Origin of the sequence: Amycolatopsis sp. CFH S0740, assembly GCF_004522315.1 — a bacterium.
GTDB lineage: Bacteria > Actinomycetota > Actinomycetes > Mycobacteriales > Pseudonocardiaceae > Amycolatopsis > Amycolatopsis nivea.
On record NZ_SDLS01000016.1, the window covers coordinates 18,876 to 38,623 of the forward strand.

Annotated in this window: 19 protein-coding genes; 13 read left to right on the top strand and 6 right to left on the bottom strand. The window is 69.2% G+C overall.

Features of this window, described 5'->3' with window-relative positions:
• The first annotated feature begins 24 nt into the window (after nt 1-24).
• The 4 genes from EIZ45_RS25455 to EIZ45_RS25470 are packed head-to-tail and all read left to right on the top strand — an operon-like array spanning nt 25 to nt 4,371.
• Nucleotides 25-1,317: a nitrate/nitrite transporter gene (locus EIZ45_RS25455; RefSeq protein WP_134662673.1), complete on the top strand. Its 1,293-nt coding sequence runs from the start codon at nt 25-27 to the stop codon at nt 1,315-1,317.
• The gene (locus EIZ45_RS25460; RefSeq protein ID WP_134662672.1) at nt 1,296-2,096 is read left to right on the top strand and encodes an enoyl-CoA hydratase/isomerase family protein; all 801 of its coding nucleotides are present in this window, start codon (nt 1,296-1,298) and stop codon (nt 2,094-2,096) included. Before EIZ45_RS25455 ends, EIZ45_RS25460 begins: the two co-directional genes overlap by 22 nt.
• The gene (locus EIZ45_RS25465) at nt 2,093-3,292 is read left to right on the top strand and encodes a CaiB/BaiF CoA-transferase family protein (protein WP_167756557.1); all 1,200 of its coding nucleotides are present in this window, start codon (nt 2,093-2,095) and stop codon (nt 3,290-3,292) included. Before EIZ45_RS25460 ends, EIZ45_RS25465 begins: the two co-directional genes overlap by 4 nt.
• Nucleotides 3,289-4,371, top strand: coding sequence for a hypothetical protein (locus tag EIZ45_RS25470; RefSeq protein WP_134662670.1), 1,083 nt, complete (start codon nt 3,289-3,291; stop codon nt 4,369-4,371). Before EIZ45_RS25465 ends, EIZ45_RS25470 begins: the two co-directional genes overlap by 4 nt.
• A 101-nt stretch (nt 4,372-4,472) precedes the next feature.
• Here EIZ45_RS25470 and EIZ45_RS25475 read toward each other — a convergent pair whose 3' ends face one another.
• On the bottom strand, nt 4,473-5,261 hold the full coding sequence (locus EIZ45_RS25475) for an enoyl-CoA hydratase/isomerase family protein (protein WP_205671777.1): 789 nt from the start codon (nt 5,259-5,261) through the stop codon (nt 4,473-4,475).
• A 178-nt stretch (nt 5,262-5,439) separates the two neighbouring features.
• Here EIZ45_RS25475 and EIZ45_RS25480 point away from each other — a divergent pair, with 178 nt between their 5' ends.
• Complete coding sequence (locus EIZ45_RS25480) at nt 5,440-7,161, top strand: AMP-binding protein (protein ID WP_134662668.1); 1,722 nt, start codon at nt 5,440-5,442, stop codon at nt 7,159-7,161.
• Entirely contained in the window at nt 7,158-9,197 is a 2,040-nt protein-coding gene (locus EIZ45_RS25485; protein WP_134662667.1) for an FAD-dependent oxidoreductase, read from the top strand. Before EIZ45_RS25480 ends, EIZ45_RS25485 begins: the two co-directional genes overlap by 4 nt.
• A 59-nt stretch (nt 9,198-9,256) precedes the next feature.
• Here EIZ45_RS25485 and EIZ45_RS25490 read toward each other — a convergent pair whose 3' ends face one another.
• From EIZ45_RS25490 to EIZ45_RS25500, 3 genes are read right to left on the bottom strand one after another with little or no spacing between them, the layout of a single operon-like run.
• Nucleotides 9,257-10,414 (bottom strand): acyl-CoA dehydrogenase family protein, encoded by a 1,158-nt coding sequence (locus EIZ45_RS25490; RefSeq protein ID WP_134662666.1) that lies wholly within the window; start codon nt 10,412-10,414, stop codon nt 9,257-9,259.
• Nucleotides 10,415-10,423: 9 nt separating this feature from the next.
• Nucleotides 10,424-11,203, bottom strand: a complete 780-nt coding sequence (locus tag EIZ45_RS25495; RefSeq protein WP_134662665.1) for an enoyl-CoA hydratase — start codon at nt 11,201-11,203, stop codon at nt 10,424-10,426.
• Between the two features lie 3 nt (nt 11,204-11,206).
• Complete coding sequence (locus EIZ45_RS25500) at nt 11,207-12,010, bottom strand: enoyl-CoA hydratase/isomerase family protein (RefSeq protein WP_134662664.1); 804 nt, start codon at nt 12,008-12,010, stop codon at nt 11,207-11,209.
• A gap of 178 nt (nt 12,011-12,188) precedes the next feature.
• On the opposite strand from EIZ45_RS25500, the gene EIZ45_RS25505 reads away from it, so the two are divergent.
• Genes EIZ45_RS25505 through proC form a run of 3 tightly spaced genes read left to right on the top strand, consistent with a single transcriptional unit; the run spans nt 12,189 to nt 15,493 of the window.
• Nucleotides 12,189-12,929 carry an SDR family NAD(P)-dependent oxidoreductase gene (locus tag EIZ45_RS25505; RefSeq protein ID WP_134662663.1) on the top strand — a complete coding sequence of 247 codons (741 nt, stop codon included), beginning with the start codon at nt 12,189-12,191 and terminating at the stop codon, nt 12,927-12,929.
• 23 nt (nt 12,930-12,952) lie between these two features.
• Nucleotides 12,953-14,608 (top strand): AMP-binding protein, encoded by a 1,656-nt coding sequence (locus EIZ45_RS25510; RefSeq protein ID WP_134736075.1) that lies wholly within the window; start codon nt 12,953-12,955, stop codon nt 14,606-14,608.
• Between the two features lie 51 nt (nt 14,609-14,659).
• The gene (gene proC / locus EIZ45_RS25515; protein WP_134662661.1) at nt 14,660-15,493 is read left to right on the top strand and encodes a pyrroline-5-carboxylate reductase; all 834 of its coding nucleotides are present in this window, start codon (nt 14,660-14,662) and stop codon (nt 15,491-15,493) included.
• Here proC and EIZ45_RS25520 read toward each other — a convergent pair.
• Nucleotides 15,490-16,140 carry a TetR/AcrR family transcriptional regulator gene (locus tag EIZ45_RS25520; protein ID WP_205669875.1) on the bottom strand — a complete coding sequence of 217 codons (651 nt, stop codon included), beginning with the start codon at nt 16,138-16,140 and terminating at the stop codon, nt 15,490-15,492. The genes proC and EIZ45_RS25520 overlap by 4 nt on opposite strands.
• 187 nt (nt 16,141-16,327) lie before the next feature.
• Nucleotides 16,328-16,837, bottom strand: coding sequence for a hypothetical protein (locus EIZ45_RS25525; RefSeq protein ID WP_134662659.1), 510 nt, complete (start codon nt 16,835-16,837; stop codon nt 16,328-16,330).
• 528 nt (nt 16,838-17,365) lie between these two features.
• On the opposite strand from EIZ45_RS25525, the gene EIZ45_RS25530 reads away from it, so the two are divergent.
• The 4 genes from EIZ45_RS25530 (at nt 17,366) to EIZ45_RS25545 (ending at nt 19,723) form a co-directional block, all read left to right on the top strand.
• A complete protein-coding gene (locus EIZ45_RS25530) occupies nt 17,366-18,025 on the top strand; it encodes a helix-turn-helix domain-containing protein (RefSeq protein ID WP_240690602.1) in 660 nt (219 codons plus the stop codon).
• A gap of 344 nt (nt 18,026-18,369) precedes the next feature.
• Complete coding sequence (locus EIZ45_RS25535; protein ID WP_240690601.1) at nt 18,370-19,068, top strand: conjugal transfer protein; 699 nt, start codon at nt 18,370-18,372, stop codon at nt 19,066-19,068.
• Between the two features lie 14 nt (nt 19,069-19,082).
• On the top strand, nt 19,083-19,313 hold the full coding sequence (locus tag EIZ45_RS25540) for a hypothetical protein (RefSeq protein WP_240690600.1): 231 nt from the start codon (nt 19,083-19,085) through the stop codon (nt 19,311-19,313).
• 2 nt (nt 19,314-19,315) lie between these two features.
• Nucleotides 19,316-19,723, top strand: coding sequence for a hypothetical protein (locus tag EIZ45_RS25545; protein WP_240690599.1), 408 nt, complete (start codon nt 19,316-19,318; stop codon nt 19,721-19,723).
• The last annotated feature ends 25 nt before the right edge of the window (nt 19,724-19,748 follow it).

A 19,748-nucleotide genomic window follows, 5' to 3' on the forward strand; every position in this document is an offset into this window, starting at 1 on the left:
GCCATCAATTGCGAAGGCTCAACGATGAGCGCAAACCCCGCAAGAATTTCCTCGTCTCCCTATCGCTGGTTTATTCTGTTCGCCTGCTGGTTTTCCTTCACGCTGACTTCCGTCGACCGTTCGACGTGGGGGCCGGCCTCGGTATTCGTCGGCGAAAGCCTCGCGGTTCCGCTTGCCGGGCTCGGTGTGTTCGCGACCGCCTACTACGTCGGATACGTGGTTTCCAACGCGCTCGGCGGCATCGGCACCGACCGCTTCGGCGGCCGGGTCATGCTGACGATCGCGCTGCTGGGCGCCGGTGCGTTCATGACCGTGTTCGGCTCCACGGCCTCGGCCGGCGTGGGCATAGCGGTCCAGGCCGTCATCGGGTTGTTCGCGGGCGCCGAGTACTCCGCCGGGATCAGGCTGATCACGAGCTGGTTCCCGCCCGAGCGCCTCGGCTTGCCGATGGGCGTGTACACGACGGCAACGTCGCTCGGGACGGCGGTCGCCAACACAGTCGTGCCGGCGTTGATCGCCTGGCACGGCTGGCAGACCTCCTATCACTTCTTCGGGGCCGTGTCGATGGTCACCGCGGTCGTGCTGTTCTTCCTGCTGCGCAAGGGAAAGGAAGCTCGCGCTGCCGCCGGCCGGACGGGGCCGGGGGTCGGGCGCAGCGCGCTGAGGCTGTTCGGCAACCGCAACTTCCTGCTGGTCTGCGTGATCGGGTTCGCCGGACTCTGGGGCCTGTACGGGTTCGTCACGTGGGCGAACGCCCTCATGATCCGGGGCTACCACGTAAGCCCGGAGCTCGCGGGCGCGGTCGTCGCGATCTTCGCGATCACGGCGGTGGTGGTCAAACCCGTGATCGGGTTCGTCGCGGACAAGGTGTTCCGCGGCGCGCGCAAGGTTCCGGTGATCGTTTTGCTGGGCGCGTTCGCGGCGGCGCTGACGGTGTTCGCGAACCTGGGCAGCGCGACGGGGTTCTTGTGGTTCGCTCCGGTGCTCGGAGCGGTCGCCTACGGCTGGACACCGCTGCTCGTCGCGCTGCTTCCGGGACTCGTTCCCCGTGCGGTGATCGGGTTCGCGTCCGGCCTGGCCAACGCGGTCTGGCAACTCGGCGCGGTGCTGGTCCCGGTCGTGGTCGGGGCGGTCTTCGCCGGCACGCGCTCGTTCGAGGCCGCGCTTTTCACGCTGGCGCTCGGTCCGCTGCTCGGGTTGCTGGCAATGATCTTCATGAAACTTCCCCGGGCCGGGTCCCGGGCCTCGGAACTCGATCCGGCTGATGCCGGAAACACGAAGGAAAAGGGAGAACCATGGCAGTCCGCTACGCAGTGAACGGCGCCGTCGCCGAGATCACCATCGACCGGCCGGAATCGCTGAACGCGATCGATTCGAAGACCTACCGGGAACTCGACGACGCGTTGCTCGAAATGGAGAAGGACCGCGAGGTCCGCGTCGCCATCTTGACCGGCGAGGGCGACCGCGCGTTCTGCGCGGGCGCGGACCTGAAGGAAATGGACCGGCGGTCGGCTCCGCTGGAGGGCGAATGGCGGCCGTGGGTGCCCAACCGAGCCCAGCTCGGCCGGATGGGCACCTCCGACCTCGGGCTCGGCACCTCCAAGCCGGTCATCGCCGCGATCAACGGCTATGCCCTCGCGGGCGGTCTCGAGATCGCCTTGCACTGCGACATCAGGCTCGCCGCGGAGCACGCGGAGTTCGGATTCCCCGAGGTGAAGTGGAATCTGCTCCCCGGTTACGAGGCGTACCGCCTGCCCCGGGTCATCGGCTTGTCGCACGCCATGGAGCTTCTGCTGACCGGCCGGTTCTTCGACGCGCGGGAGGCGCTGCGGCTGGGTCTCGTGAGCCGGGTCGTCCCCGGGGAGGAACTGCTCGCCGCGGCACGGTCCGTCGCGGCGGAGATCTGCCGGAACGGGGACCTCGCGGTGCGGATGACCAAAGAGATGGTCCAGCGCGGCCTCGATTCTTCCCAGGACGACCATTTCCGATACCTGCAGCTGCACTACGACATCCTCGACAGCACCGCGGAGCAGCGGGAAGGGATCCGGGCGTTCACCGAACGGCGGACGCCGGGCTACGCGCGGGTGACCGAGTGAGGCCGGCCCGCCCGGCGCGGGACGCAGGCCCGCTCGCCGGGATCCGGGTGCTCGACCTGACCCGCGTGCTGTCCGGGCCGTACGCGACGATGGCGCTGGGAGACCTCGGTGCGGACGTCGTCAAGGTGGAAAAACCGGGCAGCGGCGACGACGCTCGCGAGATCACCCCCAAGGTGAACGGTCTGAGCCACTACTTCGCGAGCCTCAACCGGAACAAGCGCAGCGTCGAACTCGACCTGTCGTCGGCGGAAGGCCGGGAGCTGTTCTTCGCGCTCTGCGCGGAAGCCGACGTGGTGGTCCAGAATTTCCGGCACGGGCAGGCCGCGGCGTGGGGGATCGGCTACGAGGACGTCCGCGGCCGCAACCCGCGAGCGGTCTACTGCTCGATCTCCGGGTTTGGGGAAACCGGCGAACTCGCCGGAAAGCCGTCCTTCGACGTCGTCGGGCAGGCCATGAGCGGGGCGATGAGCCTGAACGGCGAGCCGGACGGACCGCCGCTGAAGTTCGGGATTCCCCTCGGCGACCTCGCCGTCGGCTCGGACGCTGTCCGCGGGATCCTGGCCGCGCTGGTTCGCCGGTCCGTCACCGGCGAGGGCGCGCACGTCGAGGTGAACCTCTTCGCTTCCCTGCTGGCCCTGACGACCTACCACGCGTCGAACTACCTCTGCACCGGGCGTGTCCCGATGCGGCTCGGCAACAGCCACCACGCGGCCCCATTCGGCGTTTTCGCCGTCGAGGACGGACATGTGGCGATCGCCGCGTGGAACGACAAGTTCTGGCGCAAGCTCTGCACGGCGTTGGACTTGCCCGGCCTAGCCGACGACGACCGGTTCAAGCGGTACTCCGATCGCCAGGTCCACCGCGCCGAATGCGACGCGGCCGTCGCCGAGGTCGCGGCCCGCCACACCCGGGCCGCGCTCATCCGGCGGCTCGAAGCGCACGACGTGCCGTGCGGGCCAGTGCTCGACGTCGCCGAGGCGGTCGAGCTGGCCCGGAGCATTTCGCCGGGGCTGATCGCCGGCGTGGACTCGCCGCACGCCGGGCATCTGGAGATGGTGGGCAGCCCCGTCGTGTTTGACGGCCGGGCCGCCGCGGTCGCGGTGCCGCCTCCTGCCCTCGGGCAGCACAACGAAGAAATCCTCGGCCGGGTCGCCGCGTCGGCGCCCCGGGCGAATGCCGAAGGGAAAATCGCATGATCGTGGCACAGCCGAAAGACGACTCCGAACGCGCGCTCATGCGGGACAGCGACTTCGCGAGCGCGTTCTGGTCGCGGCTCTGGATCGGAGTGCAGCTCACCATTCTGCGGGAGCGCGGCGAGGGAGATCTGGTCGAAGCGACCTTCCAGCGGCTCCGCCGGCACCAGCGCAGCCACTTCCTCCCCGGCCTGGACAAGCTCGGCATCGACCGGACGCTGCCGGCCGCGGTTGTCGCGGCGCGCTACCACTACCTGTCCAACATGCTGGGCGGGATGGCGATGGAGTACGTCGAGGAGAGCCCGCGAAAGGTGTGGATCCGGTACCTGCCGCCCGCCTATACCTGGCCGGGAAACGCTTTGTTCGCCGTGCCGCCCTCGGTGCAGCGGACGATGTTCAAAGCCTGGCACCCGTTCAACGGGGAATCGCTCGGGAATCCGCGCCTCGGATTCGTCGTCACGAAGCTTTATCAGGAGGGCGGCCCGTGCGACGAGGGCTACTTCCAGGAGTACGACCACGATCTGGCTCCGGAGGAACGCATCCAGTTCCGTCCGGTGCTGTCCTCGCCGGAATTCGATCCCGGCAAGGCACCGGCCCTCGATCCGTCCCGGTGGCCGCTGCCGCGGATCGCCAAGGCCAAACGCAAGTGGTCGCGCGAGATGTTCGAGGACGTCATCCGGTGCACGCTCGAGATGTACAACGTCGACCGCACGGCCGCGCTGCTCGCGCACACCTGCCGGCTGTTCGCGATCCAGTACTTCGGCGAAATTCGGGATCACGTCGGAGTAACCGGCGCAGAGGCGGCCGATTTCGCGAAGATCTTTGCCCGGCTCGGGGAACTCACAGGGGAGAAGATCTCCGTTAGCAAGGAGAGCCCCGGCCTGGTACGGGTCCAGCGGACGACGGGTCTCTTCGGCGCCGCAGTCCCGGCTGCGGTGTACGAAGCGCTTTTCGAATTCGTCAAGACATCCGCGCGGATTCATAACGCGCGGATGACGGTCGGACTCGCGTCGGTGATGTGCACTGGCGGCGAGCATCGCGAGGAATGGCTGATCGAGGACGCGCCCGGCGAGGAGCGTTAGCAGGTCGGGTGGTGAGTCCGCCGCGGGAACCTCTCGGCTCGCGCGGCGGACTGCCGACAAGTGTCCACTGTGGTGAGCGGACTTGTCGGAATCCCGGGCTGCTACTGGGAGAAGCTCGGAGTGCGCTTTTCGAGGAAGGCGTTCACGCCTTCGATTCCTTCCGCGGTAGCGACGATCTTGGTGATCGTGGCGGCTTCGTCGTCGAGCTGGGTCGCCAGATCCCGCTGCGCTGCCGCGGCGACAAGGCGTTTGGTTTCCGCGTAGGCCCGCGCGGGGCCGGCGAGCAGCCCCGCGACCACCTCGTCGGTGACGCGGTCCAGTTCGGCTGCCGGGACGGCGCGGCTGACCAGACCGTGTTGTGCGGCCTCGGCCCCGGTCAAAGCTCGGTTCGTCAGTGCGAGGTCCAGCGCACGCGCCGGTCCCAAGCGCCGCGCCAGCAGCCAGGTCGAACCGCAATCGGGGCTGAGCCCCGCCGCGGTGTAGGCGACCTGCAGCTTGGCTTCGGCGGCCATCAGCACGATGTCCGCCGCCAGCGCGACCCCGATCCCGCCGCCGGCCACGGTGGCGTGGATGGCGCTGACCACGGGAACGGGTGTGTTCGCGAGCGTGAGAATCGCCTGGTGGAGGTCCTGCGCGAGAGCGCCCACCTCCTGTCCGCGGTCAGCGGCGGCCGCGAATTCGCGGAGGTCTCCTCCTCCGGAGAAGGTGCGGCCCTTGGCGCGCAGGAGGACCACCCTGACCGTCCCGTCGTGTGCGCCGGCGGCGACCCGGTCCGCGGCTTCCCGCAGTGCGCGGCCGGTCGCCATGTCCAAGGCGTTGGCCGGTGGCCGGTTCAGGGTGATCCGGGCGAGCCCGTCCGCGAGGTCCCATTCGACGCGGTCTTCCAGCACTTCAGGCATAATTTCCGGCCCTCTCCAAGATCGAGTTGCGTACTACCGTTTGGACGGTATGCCGACCGATACTACTAAAACCCGACCGATGAGTTGATTATCAGTCTCGTAGTTCGTACTGTTGTCCCATCAGTCCAGAAGAGCCGTCGAGGCTCGTCGAGGCACACAGGAGGCGCTCATGGCGGAGCGCGGGCAGGGAGATCCCCTTGGCGGGGCGGTCGACCGGCGCGTCCGGGCGGACCGGATGCCGGGCGACCCCGCTGAATTGCGCGGGCTCGGGTGGTGGCGCGACCGCACAGTGGTCGACGACTTCCTGGAGCATTCCGCGCGGCAGCCCGGCAAGACGGCGGTCGTGTCGCGCCGCGGCGACCGGAACGCGGAGTCGTTCACCTACCGGGAGTTCGCCGGGATCGTGGACCGGTTCGCGTCGGTGTTGCTGGAACTCGGCGTGCGGCCCGGGGAAGCGGTGTCGTTCCAGCTGCCGAACTGGTGGCAGTTCGCCGCGGTGCACCTGGCGTGCGGACGGATCGGGGCGGTGAGCAATCCGGTCCTGCCCATCCTGCGCAGCCGGGAAGTCGCGTTCATCTGCGACCGGCTCCGCTCCCGGGTCCTGATCACGCCCGGGACGTTCCGCGGTCACGACTACGCCGCGATGGCGGCCGGGATAGCGGCAAGTGTCGGCACTCTCGAACACGTGCTGGTGGCGGGTGAAGCGCCGGAAGGATTGCCGGGAACCAGACGCCTCGAGGAGTTGGCTGCCGCGGTCGCTGTCGCGCCGAACCTCGATGCGTTGCGGCCGTCGCCGGACGACCCGGCCCAGGTCGGTTTCACCTCCGGAACGACCGGCGAGCCGAAAGGCGTGGTGCACACCTGGAACACGGTGTACGCCGGGATGCGTCCGTCGTACGAGGCCGCGCGCCTCACCCCGGACGACGTGCTGCTGGCCTTCTCGCCGCTGGGGCACACGGTCGGCTTCTACTACGGCGTGACGATGCCGTTCCTCTACGGGATGACGGTGGTGTACCAGGACACCTGGGATCCGGCCGCGGCACTGGAGCTGATCGCGGAGCACGGGGTCACTTGGACGATGGCCGCGCCGACGTTCCTCGCCGACCTCTGCGCCGCCGGCTCCGCCCGGCCGGTGCGGAGCCTGAGCCGGATCAGCTGCGCGGGCGCACCGATCCCGCCGGATCTCGTCGGCCGGGTGCGGGAACGGCTCGGCGCACGGCTGCTGGCGGTGTGGGGCATGACCGAGGTCGGCGCGCTGAGCACGACCCGGCTGGACGACGATCCGCTGCGCGCCGCCGAAAGCGACGGCGGCCCGATGCCGTGGAACGAGCTGAAGATCGCGGACAAGACCGGCCGGGAACTGCCGCACGGACAGGAAGGCCGTCTTCTCGCGCGCGGTGCGTCGTTGCTGGTCGGCTATCACGGGCGGCGCGACCTGCTGGACGCCGCGATCGACGCCGACGGCTGGTTCGACACCGGCGACCTGGCCCGGATGGACGACGACGGCTACATCCGGATCTGCGGGCGTACCAAGGACATCGTGGTGCGCGGCGGCGAGAACGTTCCGGTCGTCGAGGTCGAAGGGGAGCTCGTCCGGCATCCCGCCATCCGCGACGTCGCCGTGGTCGGCGCGCCGGACCCGAGGCTGGGAGAGCGCGCCGTCGCCGTCGTCGTACCGGCAGATCCGCGGCAACCGCCTGATCTGCGAGACCTGCAAGCACATCTGCGTGCCGCCGGCATGGCCACCCAGTTCTGGCCGGAGCACCTCGTGCTCGCCGACTCCTTGCCGCGCACGGCGACCGGCAAGGTGCAGAAGTTCCTCCTCCGTGCCGACGTCGCCGGGGTTTTCGCCGGCGACACCCCGAAAACCACGATCCTGGAGCCGAAGTGACGAACGCCCCCGCCACCGCACATCCGCATCTGCTCGCCCCGCTGCGCGTCGGCGGCACCACCCTCGCCAACCGGATGGTCATGGGTGCCATGCACACCCGGCTGGAAACCCTCGACCGGCCGGTGGAACGGCTCTCCGCCTTCTACGCGGCGCGCGCCCGAGGCGGCGTCGGCCTGATCCTGACCGGCGGGTACGCGCCGCATCCGGACGGGCGAATGGATCCCGAATCCGGCGTCATCGACGACGATCACGAACTCGATTCGCACCGCGCGGTCTGCGAAGCGGTACACGCGGAGGGCAGCGCGATCGTGCTGCAGCTGCTGCACGCGGGCCGGTACGCGAAGGTGCCCGGGTGCGTCGGCCCGTCTTCCGCCCGGGCGCGCATCAACGCGCATGCGCCGCGGGCACTCGACGCGGCCGAGGTCTGGGACGTCGTCGGGCAGTTCGTCCGGTCCGCGGAGCTGGCCAGCGACGCCGGATACGACGGCGTCGAGATCATGGGGTCGGAAGGCTATCTGCTCAACGAGTTCACCTCGCCGCGCACCAACGACCGCTGGGACGAGTTCGGCGGCGACCTGGACGGGCGGCTGCGGCTGCCGGTCGAGATCGTCCGCCGGACCCGCGAGCGGCTGGGGCCGGATTTCCTGCTGGTGTACCGGATTTCCGCGGTCGACCTGGTCGAGGACGGACTGACCGGCGACGAGATCGCCGAACTCGCCCGGCGCGTCGAAGCGGCCGGCGCGGACGTGCTCAACACCGGGGTCGGCTGGCACGAGTCGGCGGTGCCGACCATCGCGGCCAGCGTCCCCCGCGCGGCCTGGACGTTCGCGGTGCGGCGGGTGAAGGACGCGGTGGGCATCCCGGTCATCGCGTCGAACCGGATCAACGACCCGGACGTGGCGGAGGCGCTGCTCGCCGACGGGTCCGCGGACCTGGTGTCGATGGCGCGGCCGTTGCTCGCCGACCCGGACTTCGCGGTCAAAGTCCGCACCGGGCGCACCGACGAGATCAACACCTGCATCGCGTGCAACCAGGCGTGCCTGGACCGCATCTTCACCGACCGCACCGCGTCCTGCATGGTCAATCCCCGTGCCGGGCACGAGATCGAGTTCCTCGCCGAGAAACCCGTGGTGCGGCAGCGCATCGCCGTCGTGGGCGGCGGCCCGGCGGGGATGGCGTTCGCGCTGAACGCCGCCGAACGCGGCCACTCGGTCACGCTGTACGACGCGGCCGAGGAGCTGGGCGGGCAGTGGAACCTGGCCAAGCGCGTGCCGGGGAAGGCGGAGTTCAACCAGGCGATCCGGTACTTCCGGGTCCGGCTGGAGCGGTCCGGAGTGGACGTCCGGCTCGGCAAGCCGGTGGAGGCTGACGAACTCGTCAACGAGGACTACGACGACATCGTCCTCGCCACCGGCGTGCACCCGCGCCGACCGGACATCCCCGGCATCGGCCACGCGAAGGTGGTGTCCTATGCGGACGTCCTTTCCGGACGCGTGACGCCGGGCAAGCGGGTGGCGGTCATCGGCGCCGGCGGCATCGGCTTCGACACCGCCGAGTACCTGGTCGGCAATCCCCGCGTCGCGCTGGAGCCGGAGACGTTCCTGCGGGAATGGGGCGTTGCCGCGCCGGACGCCGGTCTTCGCGGGGATCTCGCCGCACCGGCCGCCGAACCGGAACCGGCGCACGAGGTCACGCTGTTCCAGCGCAAGCCCGAACGCCTCGGCCGCGGGCTGGGCAAGTCGACCGGCTGGATCCTGCGCAGCCGGTTGCGCAAGGCTGGTGTCGCAGAGGTCGCCGGCGCCCGTTACGACGCCATCGACGACGAGGGCCTGCACTACACCGTCGACGGCGAGTCGCGCGTGCATCCGTGCGACACCGTGGTCATCTGCGCCGGACAGGAGAGCGACCGGACTCTCCACAGCGCGCTGTCCGAACGGGGCGTGTCCGCTCGGCTGATCGGCGGCGCGGACGTGGCCGCGGAACTGGACGCTGTGCGCGCGATCGACCAGGCGACTCGCTTGGCCGTGACCATCTGATCTCCCGAAAGACTGGTGCCCCGGCGGAACTTCCGCCGGGGCACCAGTCTTTCCGTTCTTCAGCGCACGGGCAGGCCGAGGTCCTTGCTCACGATGTCCTTCATGATCTCCGTCGTGCCGCCGAAGATGCGCGTGATGCGCGCGTCCGCCCACGCCTGCGCGATCGGGTACTCGGCCATGTAGCCGTAACCGCCGTGCAACTGCACGCCCGAGTCGACCGCCCGGCCTTGCAGTTCCGTGCACCACCACTTGGCCTTGGCCGCGTCGGCCGGGCTCAGCTCGCCTTCGTTGAGGGCAAGGACGCACTGGTCCACGAACGCCTGCGCGACGTCCACTTCGGTTGCCAGCTCCGCTAGCTTGAACCGGGTGTTCTGGAACGATCCGATCGACCGGCCGAACGCATGCCGCGTCTGGACGTAGTCGAGCGTCCACGCCAGCGCGGCGCGTGCGGCAGCCACGCCGTAGACCGCGAGGGACAGGCGTTCCTGCGGCAGGTTCGCGGTCATGTAACGGAAGCCTTCTCCCTCGCTGCCCAGGAGGTTGGCTGCGGGAACCCGTGCGTCGTCGAAGAAGAGTTCGGCGGTGTCCTGGGCGTGCTGGCCGATTTTGACGAGGTTCCGGCCCCGGGTGAAGCCCGGGGTTCCGCGCTCGACGACCAGCAGGCTGACCCCGGAGTGCTTCTTCGCCGAGTCGGTCTTCACCGCGAGGATGATCAGATCCGCGTTGATCCCGTTGGAAATGAAGGTCTTCGCGCCGTTGACGACGTAGTGGTCGCCCTCGCGCCGGGCCGTGGTGGCCATCGACGCGAGGTCGGAGCCGATCCCGGGTTCGGTCATCGCGATCGCGGTCACGGCCTCGCCGGAGCCGATTCCGCCGAGCCAGCGCGCTTTCTGCTCGGGCGTGGTCAGTTCCAGGAAGTACGGCGTGCAGATGTCGGCGTGCAGGGTGAGCCCGAGCCCGGCGGCTGCGGCGCCCGCTCGGGCGGCTTCTTCGCCGCGGACGGCGTTGAACCGGAAGTCGGGCACGCCTCCGCCGCCGTACTCCTCCGGGACGGCGGTGGAGAGCAGTCCGGCTTTCCCCGCCGCGGTGAACAGCTCCCGGGGCAGGATGCCGTCCTGCGCCCACGTTTCCGTGTACGGGACGATCTCGTCCTCGACGAACTGCCGCACGGTGGCGCGGTAGTCCTCGTGTTCGGTGTCCCACAGTGTCCGTCGCATGTCTGGTCCTCAGGCGTGGTGGAAGTTCGGCGGCCGTTTGCCGATGAACGCGGCCATGCCTTCCGCGCGGTCGCGGGTGGCGAAGGCGGAGTGGAAGGCGCGGCGTTCGAAGAGCACGCCTTCGGAAAGCGGGGTCTCGAAGGCCCGGTTGACGGCTTCCTTGGCCATCATCGCGGCCGGCGCGGACATCGAGGCGATCGCGGCCGCGGTCGCGAGGGCTTCGTCGATCAGGGCGTCGGCGGGCACGATCCGGGATACCAGTCCGGCTCGGTCCGCTTCCTCCGCGCCCATGGTGCGGCCGGTGAGGATCAGGTCCATGGCCTTCGCCTTGCCGATCGCGCGGGTCAGCCGCTGCGAGCCGCCCATGCCGGGGATGACGCCGAGCGTGATCTCCGGCTGGCCGAACTTCGCGGTGTCCGCGGCGATCAGCAGATCGCACATCATCGCGAGTTCGCAGCCGCCGCCGAGCGCGTGCCCGGCGACCGCGGCGATCGTCGGCGTGCGGATCCGCGCCAGCGTTTCCCACTGGGCGAACAGGTTGTCCCGGTAGACGTCGCTGAACTCCAGCGTCGCCATTTCCTTGATGTCGGCTCCGGCGGCGAACGCCCGCGCCGAGCCGGCGAGCACGATGGCTCCGACATCGGGCGCGCGGTCGAGTTCGCCGGCTGCGGTGGTCAGTTCGCGCATGACCTGCTGATTCAGCGCGTTCAGAGCTTTCGGCCGGTTCAGCGTGATCAGCGCGACCCGCTCGGCCGGGCGCTCGAGAAGAATCGTCTCGTAGCCGTCCATGGTTCAGGCGCTCGCGGACGGGAACCGGGGCGCGCGCTTCTCGCGCAGGGCGGTGTAGCCCTCGACGACGTCCGGGCCGAGGAAGGTCAGCATTTCGTACGCGGCCGACTGGTCGAAGGTCGGCCCGGCGGACCGCAGCCAGTTGTTGAGCGACTTCTTCGTCAGCCGGATCGCGTGCTGCGCGCCGGTCGCGAGGGTGTCGGCGACCCGCAGCGCCTCGTCCAGAACCTGTTCGCGCGGAAGGGCCTTCGCGACCAGTCCGGTGCGTTCCGCTTCCGCGCCGGTGATCATCTCGCCGGTCAGCAGGTAGTAGCGGGCCTTCGCCATCCCGGTCAGCAACGGCCAGATGATGGCGGCGTGGTCGCCCGCCGCGACGCCGAGTTTCACGTGCCCGTCGCCGATTTTCGCGTCCTCGGCCGCGATGGCCACGTCGGCCAGCAGGGCGGCGACCGTGCCTGCGCCCACCGCGACGCCGTTGATCGCCGAGACGATCGGCTTCTCGCAGTTGATGATGTTGTAGACGAGGTCGCTCATTTCCTTGAGCATGTGCGAAACCCGGTCGTAGTCGCCGGCCATGCGCTCGACCATCGCGAGGTCCCCGCCCGCCGAGAACGCCTTGCCCGCTCCGGTGATGACGACGACGCGGGTTTCCGGGTCCGCGTCGACGTCGGTCCACACGCGCGCGAGTTCCGTGTGCATCTGCTCGTCGGCCGCGTTGTACTTCTCCGGCCGGTTCAGCGTGATCAGCAGGACTCCGTTGCCGCGCCGGGTGAAGGTCAGCTGTTCGTAGCCGTCGAACCTGGTCATCGTCGCTCCTCGTCTCCGTCGGGCCGGGACGGTTTCGAGCCCCGGCGCGGGCCAACCATAACCCCGATTAGTCGACTGTGTCGAATGAAGTTCGACTCATGGGTTGAAAAAACGAGCCGACGGTCGTTAGGCTCGGCGAGCCGCGGACCGGAGGTGTCCGCTGACGGAGGAGGCAGGCGTGAAACTCGACGACAAGGTGGCCCTGGTGACCGGGGCCGCGTCCGGGATCGGGCGCGCGATCGCGGTCGCGCTGGCCGGTGCGGGCGCGACGGTCGCGGCGGTCGACCGCAACGGGGAAGGACTCGCGGAAACCACCCGGCTGATCGGCGTGCGGGCCACCGCGCACAAGGCGGATCTCGGCGATGCCGCCGCGATCCTGGGGTTGCGCGACGAGGTCGTCAGCACGCACGGCGTGCCGGACGTGATCGTGAACGCGGCGGGGTTCGACAGGGTGGAGCCGTTCATGAAGAACGACGACGCGCTGTGGGAGTCGCTGGTCGCGGTGAACTTCCTCGGCCCGGTGCGGCTGACCCACGCGCTGCTCGAGCCGATCATCGCGCAGGAACGCGCGGCGAAGATCGTCAACATCGCCAGCGACGCGGGCCGGGTCGGCAGCCTGGGGGAGACCGTCTACGCCGGGACCAAGGGCGGCGTCATCGCGTTCACGAAGTCCTTGGCCCGGGAGGTCGCGCGGCACCGGATCAACGTCAACTGCGTGTGCCCCGGCCCGACCGACACTCCGCTGTTCGCGACGCTGCCGGAAAAGGTGCGCGAAGGACTCGTGCGCGCGATTCCGTTCCGCCGCCTGGGCACGCCAGAGGAGGTCGCCGACGCGGTGCTGTTCTTCGCGTCGGACTACGCCGGATTCGTCACCGGCCAGGTCCTGAGCGTCAGCGGCGGCCTGACGATGGCCGGCTGAACACTTCCCGAGGAGACGAACCCGTGAGTTCACTGTTGAGCTACGCGTCCGGCACGGCGGAGCTTCCGCTGCTGGGAGACACGATCGGCGCGGACTTCGACCGCGCCGCGGCGTGTTTCGGCGACCGGGAAGCCTTGGTCGACCGGCCTTCCGGACGCCGGTGGACCTACCGCGACCTGGCCGTCGACGTCGACCGCGTCGCCGCGGGCCTGCTGGAGAAGGGAATCCGCCGAGGCGACCGGGTCGGCATCTGGGCGCCGAGTTCGCCTGAGTGGCTCCTCGTCCAGTACGCGACGGCGAAGATCGGCGCGATCCTCGTCCCGGTCAATCCCGGGTACCGCGCGGACGAACTGCGCTTCGTCCTGCGCAACGCAGGCGTCCGCCTGGTCGTCTCCGCCGAGAGGTTCAAGACCTCCGACTACCGCGCCATGCTCGACGAGGTACTGCCGCAAGTACCCGCAGCGGATGACGTGCTCTACGTGGAAACCGGCGATTGGCAGCAGTTGCTCGACGCCGGAAGCCGTGCGCTGGCGGAGGATCCGGATCTGGTCTCGCGGCTGCAGGACGAGTTGTCGGCCGACGACGCGATCCACATCCAGTACACCAGCGGCACCACCGGCGCTCCGAAAGGCGCGACCCTGTCCCATCATTCGGTGCTCAACAACGGCGCCTCCATCGGCGAGGTGCTCGGGTACAGCGAACAGGACCGGGTGTGCGTGCCCGTGCCGTTCTACCACTGCTTCGGCATGGTGATCGGAAACCTCGGGGCCACCGCGCACGGCGCCGCGATCGTGATCCCGGCCCGCTCCTTCGACGCGCGCTCCACTCTGGAGGCATTGTCCGCGGAATCGTGCACCGTGGTGATGGGCGTGCCGACGATGTTCATCGCCCAGCTCGCGGACCCCGGGTTCGACGAATTCGACCTGAGCGCGCTGAGGGCGGTCCTGCTGGGCGGCTCGCCGTGCCCGGTCGAACTGATGAAGAACACCATGGCGCGCATGGGCGTCGAGGAAATCTCGGTCTGCTACGGGATGACCGAGACCGCACCGGTTTCGATGCTCACCCGACGCGACGACAGCGTCGAAAAACGGGTCGCCACGGTCGGCCGGGTGCTCCCGCACCTGGAAGTCAAGATCGCCGACCAGGAGACCGGGCGTCCGGTGCCGCGCGGGACCGCCGGCGAATTCTGCACTCGGGGCTACTCGGTGATGAAGGGGTACTGGAACGACCCGGACCACACGGCCGCCGTGCTCGATGCCGACGGGTGGATGCACTCGGGCGACCTCGGCGTGATGGACGACGAGGGGTACGTCGCGATCACCGGCCGGATCAAAGACATGGTGATCCGCGGCGGCGAGAACATCTATCCGCGCGAAATCGAGGAATTCCTCCACACCCACCCCGGCATCGAGGACGCACAAGTCATCGGCGTGCCGGACGCGCGGATGGGCGAGGAGCTGATGGTGTGGATCAAGATGCGCCCCGGCCACGAACCGCTCGACGCGCGGGCGCTCCGGGCGTTCTGCAGCGGTCGGCTCGCGCACTTCAAGATCCCGCGATACGTCCATGTCGTGAACGATTTCCCGATGACGGTCACCGGGAAGATCCGGAAAGTCGAGATGCGCGCACTGTCGCTGCCGTTGCTCGACGCGAGCGAGGAATCTCAGCCCACCGGCTGAGACTTGAACGGTCGCGGCTCTCGCGAGCTGTTGTGCTGGTGGAGGTTCGGTATGGTGCGGGACAGGAAGATCGCCCTGCTGGGGGTGGGACAGCTCGGCGAAGCGCTGCTCGCCGGGTTGCTCGCCGCGGGCAGGCGACCGCAGGACCTCACAGCGGTCGTGCGCAGCCCTGATCGTGCTGCGGAGTTGACCGAGAGATACGGCGTCCGGGTCGCCGACGCGGCACGCGCGGCGGCGTCGGCCCAGATCGTGGTGATCGCGGTGAAGCCGCCGGACGTGGCGGAGATTCTTCAAACCATCGGCGGTGAGCTGAAACCCGACGCGACGGTGGTGTCGCTGTGCGCGGGAGTGCCGACCGCCTGGCTGGAGGCGCAGCTGCCCGCCGGCGCCGCAGTGGTTCGCGCCATGCCGAACACGCCGATGGCGATCGGCGAGGCGATCAGCGCCATCTCTCCCGGCCGGTACGCCGCCGACGCACGACTGGCCGAGGTCGAATGCCTGCTCGCGCCGGTCGGCAAGGTGGTGCGTGTCGCGGAGGAACAACAGGACGCCGTCACTGCCTTGTCCGGGTCCGGACCCGCCTACTTCCATTACCTGGTCGAGGCGATGATCGACGCGGGGGTTCTGCTCGGCTTGCCGCGAGCGGCGTCCCGGCAGCTGGCGGTGCAGTCGATGCTGGGCAGCGCCGAACTTCTCCGTGCGCGCCGCGATCATCCCGCGCTGGCGCGGGACCAGGTCACGTCACCGGGCGGTGCGACCACCCGCGCGGTCCAGGAACTGGACCGGCATCGGGTGCGTGCCTCGTTCATGGCCGCGATCGAGGCCGCCAGCGATCGCTCGAGGACACTCGGCTCGCGCTACGCGGTCCCCGGTCCGGATGCCTAGGCGGCTTGCTTCAGGCTGAGCATCCGCGACGCGGTCTCCACGACCGCCTCCCGGAGTTCCTCCTTCTTCTCCGCCGGGAACGACGGGCGAATCCACAACGAGGACTGGTTGAGCACGCCGTGCAGGCAGTGCAACGCCACGTCCGCGTCCGGGCAGTCGAACTCCCCGGCCGCCAGACCGGCCTCGACCACGCGGCGGAAGATCGCGTCGTGCCGGCGGCGGCTGTCCTTGATGATCTCGTCGAACGCGTCCGGCCACGCTTTCGGCCACGAGAACACCGTCGCGACTTCCGGTGCGGTGTCGGTGAGAATGCGCACCTGCTCGCGGATGAGGGTGCGGATCTGCTCCAGGAAGCTCTGGTCGCGCACGAGTTCGAGGGCGGCTTCCAGCCTGGTGTTGACGTCGACGGTCAGCGCTTCGAGCACCGCGGCGACGAGTTCGTCTTTGCCGGAGAAATAGTGGTACAACGTGGCTTTGGCGATGTCCGTCTGCTCCGCGACGTCTTCCAGGTTCATGCCTTGGTAGCCGTGCTCGGACAGCAGTTCAGTGGCGGTGCGGACGATCTCGGCCTTGCGCCGGTCCCGCCGCCGCGCGACACGGCTCGACTCCTTGCGCGCGGGCGCGGGGGTGGTCGCTGGCTCAGCCACTGGACGCCTCTTTCTCGTCGGGATCGGCCTGGGTCGGCCGGACTGCTTCGCCATCGTAGCGCGAATCGACCCATCGGACTGTTCCCCGACTGAAGCGACGAATTTTGCGAGGGAGCTTCGGCGGAGAAGCACGGGCGTGAAGTATCGGCGGTGGAGCAACTCGCGGTGCGAGGATTTCGCACCGCAGTCAGCGATCGAGCGCCTGTTTGCCGATCGGCTCGGTCAGGGGCAGCTCACTTGCCTGCGGCCCTTGGCAGTGGCGGAAGCTCGTTCTGACACCGATTAGCCGTCGGGCGCGAGCGTGAGCAGTTCGTGCACCACCGCGTCCAGCACGGTGTCTTGTCGTTGCGCCGCCACGCCGCTCGCACATCCACCTGGCCTCCTGTGCATCCAGTGGCACGAAATACGACGTGCGGGTCCGTGAAGTTGCGGCGACAGATTCCGGCGTCAGACCGCTGACCTGCGCGTGCTGCTCGGCCAGTTCCGCGGCCTGATCGGCGCCGCCGTGCCAGTCCGGCGCGCCCTTGCTCGCCATGATCTGCTTGACCAGTTCCGACTGGGGCACGGCCTGCTCGCCGAGGTTGCCCTCGAACAGATCGCCGAACCATCCGCCGGCGTCGCTGGCCCGGTCTCCGACCCGCTCGACGGCGTGCCCGACGGCTTTCGCCGCGTCGCCCAGGACATCGAAGATCGACATCACGAACCGCTTTGTGCTTCAGATTCGTCATCACCCGCTGGGCGGCGACGTTCGCGACGTAGCAGGGTCGACGGTGCCCTTCTTCGCGGAGCTGAGGCCGATGGAGACGTCCCACGGTCCGCTGGTCGTTGATCCCGATGGTGACCTGGCAGAACTAGTCAGGTGATTCGCTGCTCTGCGTGTCGTGGTCGTGTGTCGCCGCAAAGGGTGAACTCACGCTTGCTCTTAGCGCGGGGTAAGGATCGGACCCAGCAAAGGAGACGCAGTTCGTTCAGAGGGTCGGGCGAAGCAGCCACGACTTGAGGAGGAACTGCGATGAGTTCACAACATGCAGATGGAATCCGGGAAAGCCCGTTGACGGCGTTGCAGAGCCGTCTTCGTCACCCGCGCGTGATCGGGAGGTTCGACCGGGCCTTGGAGGCGTGGTCGCGGTCAGATCTCGCGTTGGTCGAGACATCGAGTCGAGACCGTCTTGCACGGGTACTGGCGACGCGAGAGTACGAGACACACGACCGGATCCTGCACGCGTTGCTCGAACGTGCCGCGGTGCCGGGCCGAGACGGAGCGACGGCGGCGGAGATCGTGCTCTCGGCGATGTTGCCCGCAGTTCCGGGGGTGACTGGCCGGGTGATCCGGGCGGTGCGGGCCTCGACCGGCGGGGGAGGTCCGCGGAGGGGCGTAACCGGCGGGGGAGCCTCGGCAGACGAGGCCAACGCTGACGTGCAGGCCACAGTGATCGGACACCTGTGGGAGCAGGTCCGGTGTTTCCCGTTGCGCCGTCGGCATCACGTGGCGGCGAATCTGGTTCGGGAAACGCAGCGGGCGGCGTTGCGCTCGTTCGGGGTGGACCATGTTCAGGCCGCGGTCGAGGTGGCGAGTGTGGACGACGACGCGTTCCGCGGCGCGTTGGCGCAGCCGGAGCGCGAGGTTGCCGCGTCAGAGGAATTGCTGTCAGTGCTGTCGTGGGCGGTGGCGCGTGGCTTGCTCGACGAGCGGGGCCAGGCGGTGCTGACGCGCCGGTTCTTCGGTGACCGGGCCGGTCGGGACGGGGTGGCCACGGATCGGCAGGTCGGCGAGGAATTGGGAGTGAGCCAGCCGACGGTGACCCGGTGGCGCAACCGGGCGATCGCTGCGCTCGCGGACGCCGCGGAGGAGTACCCGGGCGGAGTTCTGCCGTGGGCGAGTTGAACGAGGCCGCATCAAGCCGGATGGCGAGAGGCATGTCTGCGAGGCCAGTGTCCGGCGGGAGGCGGGAGAGGGCCATGGCGCATAGCGCGAAGCCCGTCGGTCGGGCCGTGCGCAAGCCGGGCGGACGACGGAATAGCGCGTTGGCAAGGGTGTTGCCGGACGCCGCGGTCGAGCCCGCACGCCGCGCGATGACCGGCAGGGCCGGACGAACGGTGGCCTGGATGGTCGTCGTGGCCAGCCCGTTGGCGACGGTAGGAGGGCTGGTCGTGTTGCGCCCCGGTGCAGCTCCGAATCCGGTGCCGGCGGCTGAGAAAGTACAGCGGGGTCCGCAGGGGTGGGCGGAGATGTATGTGCGGTCGTGGTTGTCGGCCAGCCGCGACGATTCCGCAGCCCTGGTGGCTTTCTACCCCGACGGGATGCGCTCGGAGCGAGAAGTCGGGTCGCAGATCCCGGTGGCGACCGCCACGGTCTCCACTGTCTCGCCCGAGCCGGGGGTCTGGTCGGTGGTCGTCGCGGCGAACCTGCTTACCCTGCAGCCAGACGGCACGCGTCCCGCGAAGATCACCTGTGAGCAAGTCGGTTTCGTCGGGGACGGCAGCTCGTACGCGGCGACGTCGCTGCCGACCCCAGTGACCTGCCCCGCGACGGCAGCGCAGCCCGAACTCGCCTACGGCCAGCCCGCTGATCCGGCAGGACCGGTCGGGCAATCGGTCGTCGGGTTCCTGACCGCTTATCTGGTGGGGCAGGGGCAGCTTGACCGGTATGTCAGTCCCGGGACCAGCGTCGCACCGGTGTCGCCGACGCCGTTCGTGTCGGTCCGGCTGCAGGACCTGCGGACCCACGAGACGTTCGAGCCGGGGCAGGCCGCGCGGCCGCTGGACGGGACGCAGGTCCGGGTGCTGGCGCGGGCGAAGTGTTTCGACGCGACCGGGCAGAGCACGCTCGCTGACTACCCGCTCACCCTGACCGCGCGGTCAGGCCGGTGGGAGCTGACCCGGATCGACCCGGTCCCGCTGCGGGAACCGACTCCAGGGAGGCGTTGAGGATGGGAATGCTGATGGCTGCTGATGTGAAGTCGTGGCTTGACGCGAATCTCGCGTGGGGCGGCGAGGCGGTCCGGCGGCTGATCCTGCTGGTGGCTGTCGTCGGCGGGATCGGTCTGTTGATCGGCACTCGCGGGAACTTCACGAGGGCGATCAAGTACGGGGTGATCGCGGCGGTGTTCCTCGGGATCCTGCTGAACCTGGACGCCGTGTCGGGGATGTTCGGCTCCTGGTTCACCCACTAGCCGTGCCCGCGCCGAAGCCTCGCGGCGAGACGTTGATCGGCCGGTCCTACACGCGGTCGCGGCGGTATCCGCGGATGTTCGGCCGGATGCCGGGCCGGGACGGCGGGTATCTGCCGGGCGGGCCCTACACCCTGACCCAGGGCGTGGTGTTCCTGCTTCTCCTGCTCACGGTATGGAAGTTGCCGCTGCTGGACTGGCTCGGCGCGGCGCGTTGGTGCTTGCCGTTGTCGGCGGTGTTCCTGCGTCGTGCCCGGATCGAGTCGCGGACCCCGCTCGGCTGGTTGTGCGGCTTGGTCTCGCACGTGCTGGCACCACCGTCCGGGATGCTCGGCCGTCGTTCGTACCGGCCTGCCCGTCCTGTGCGGACACAACACCGGATTCATCTCCATCTCGGTGCGCTGCAGGACTAGCCGCAGACTGCGGCGGAGACGAAGG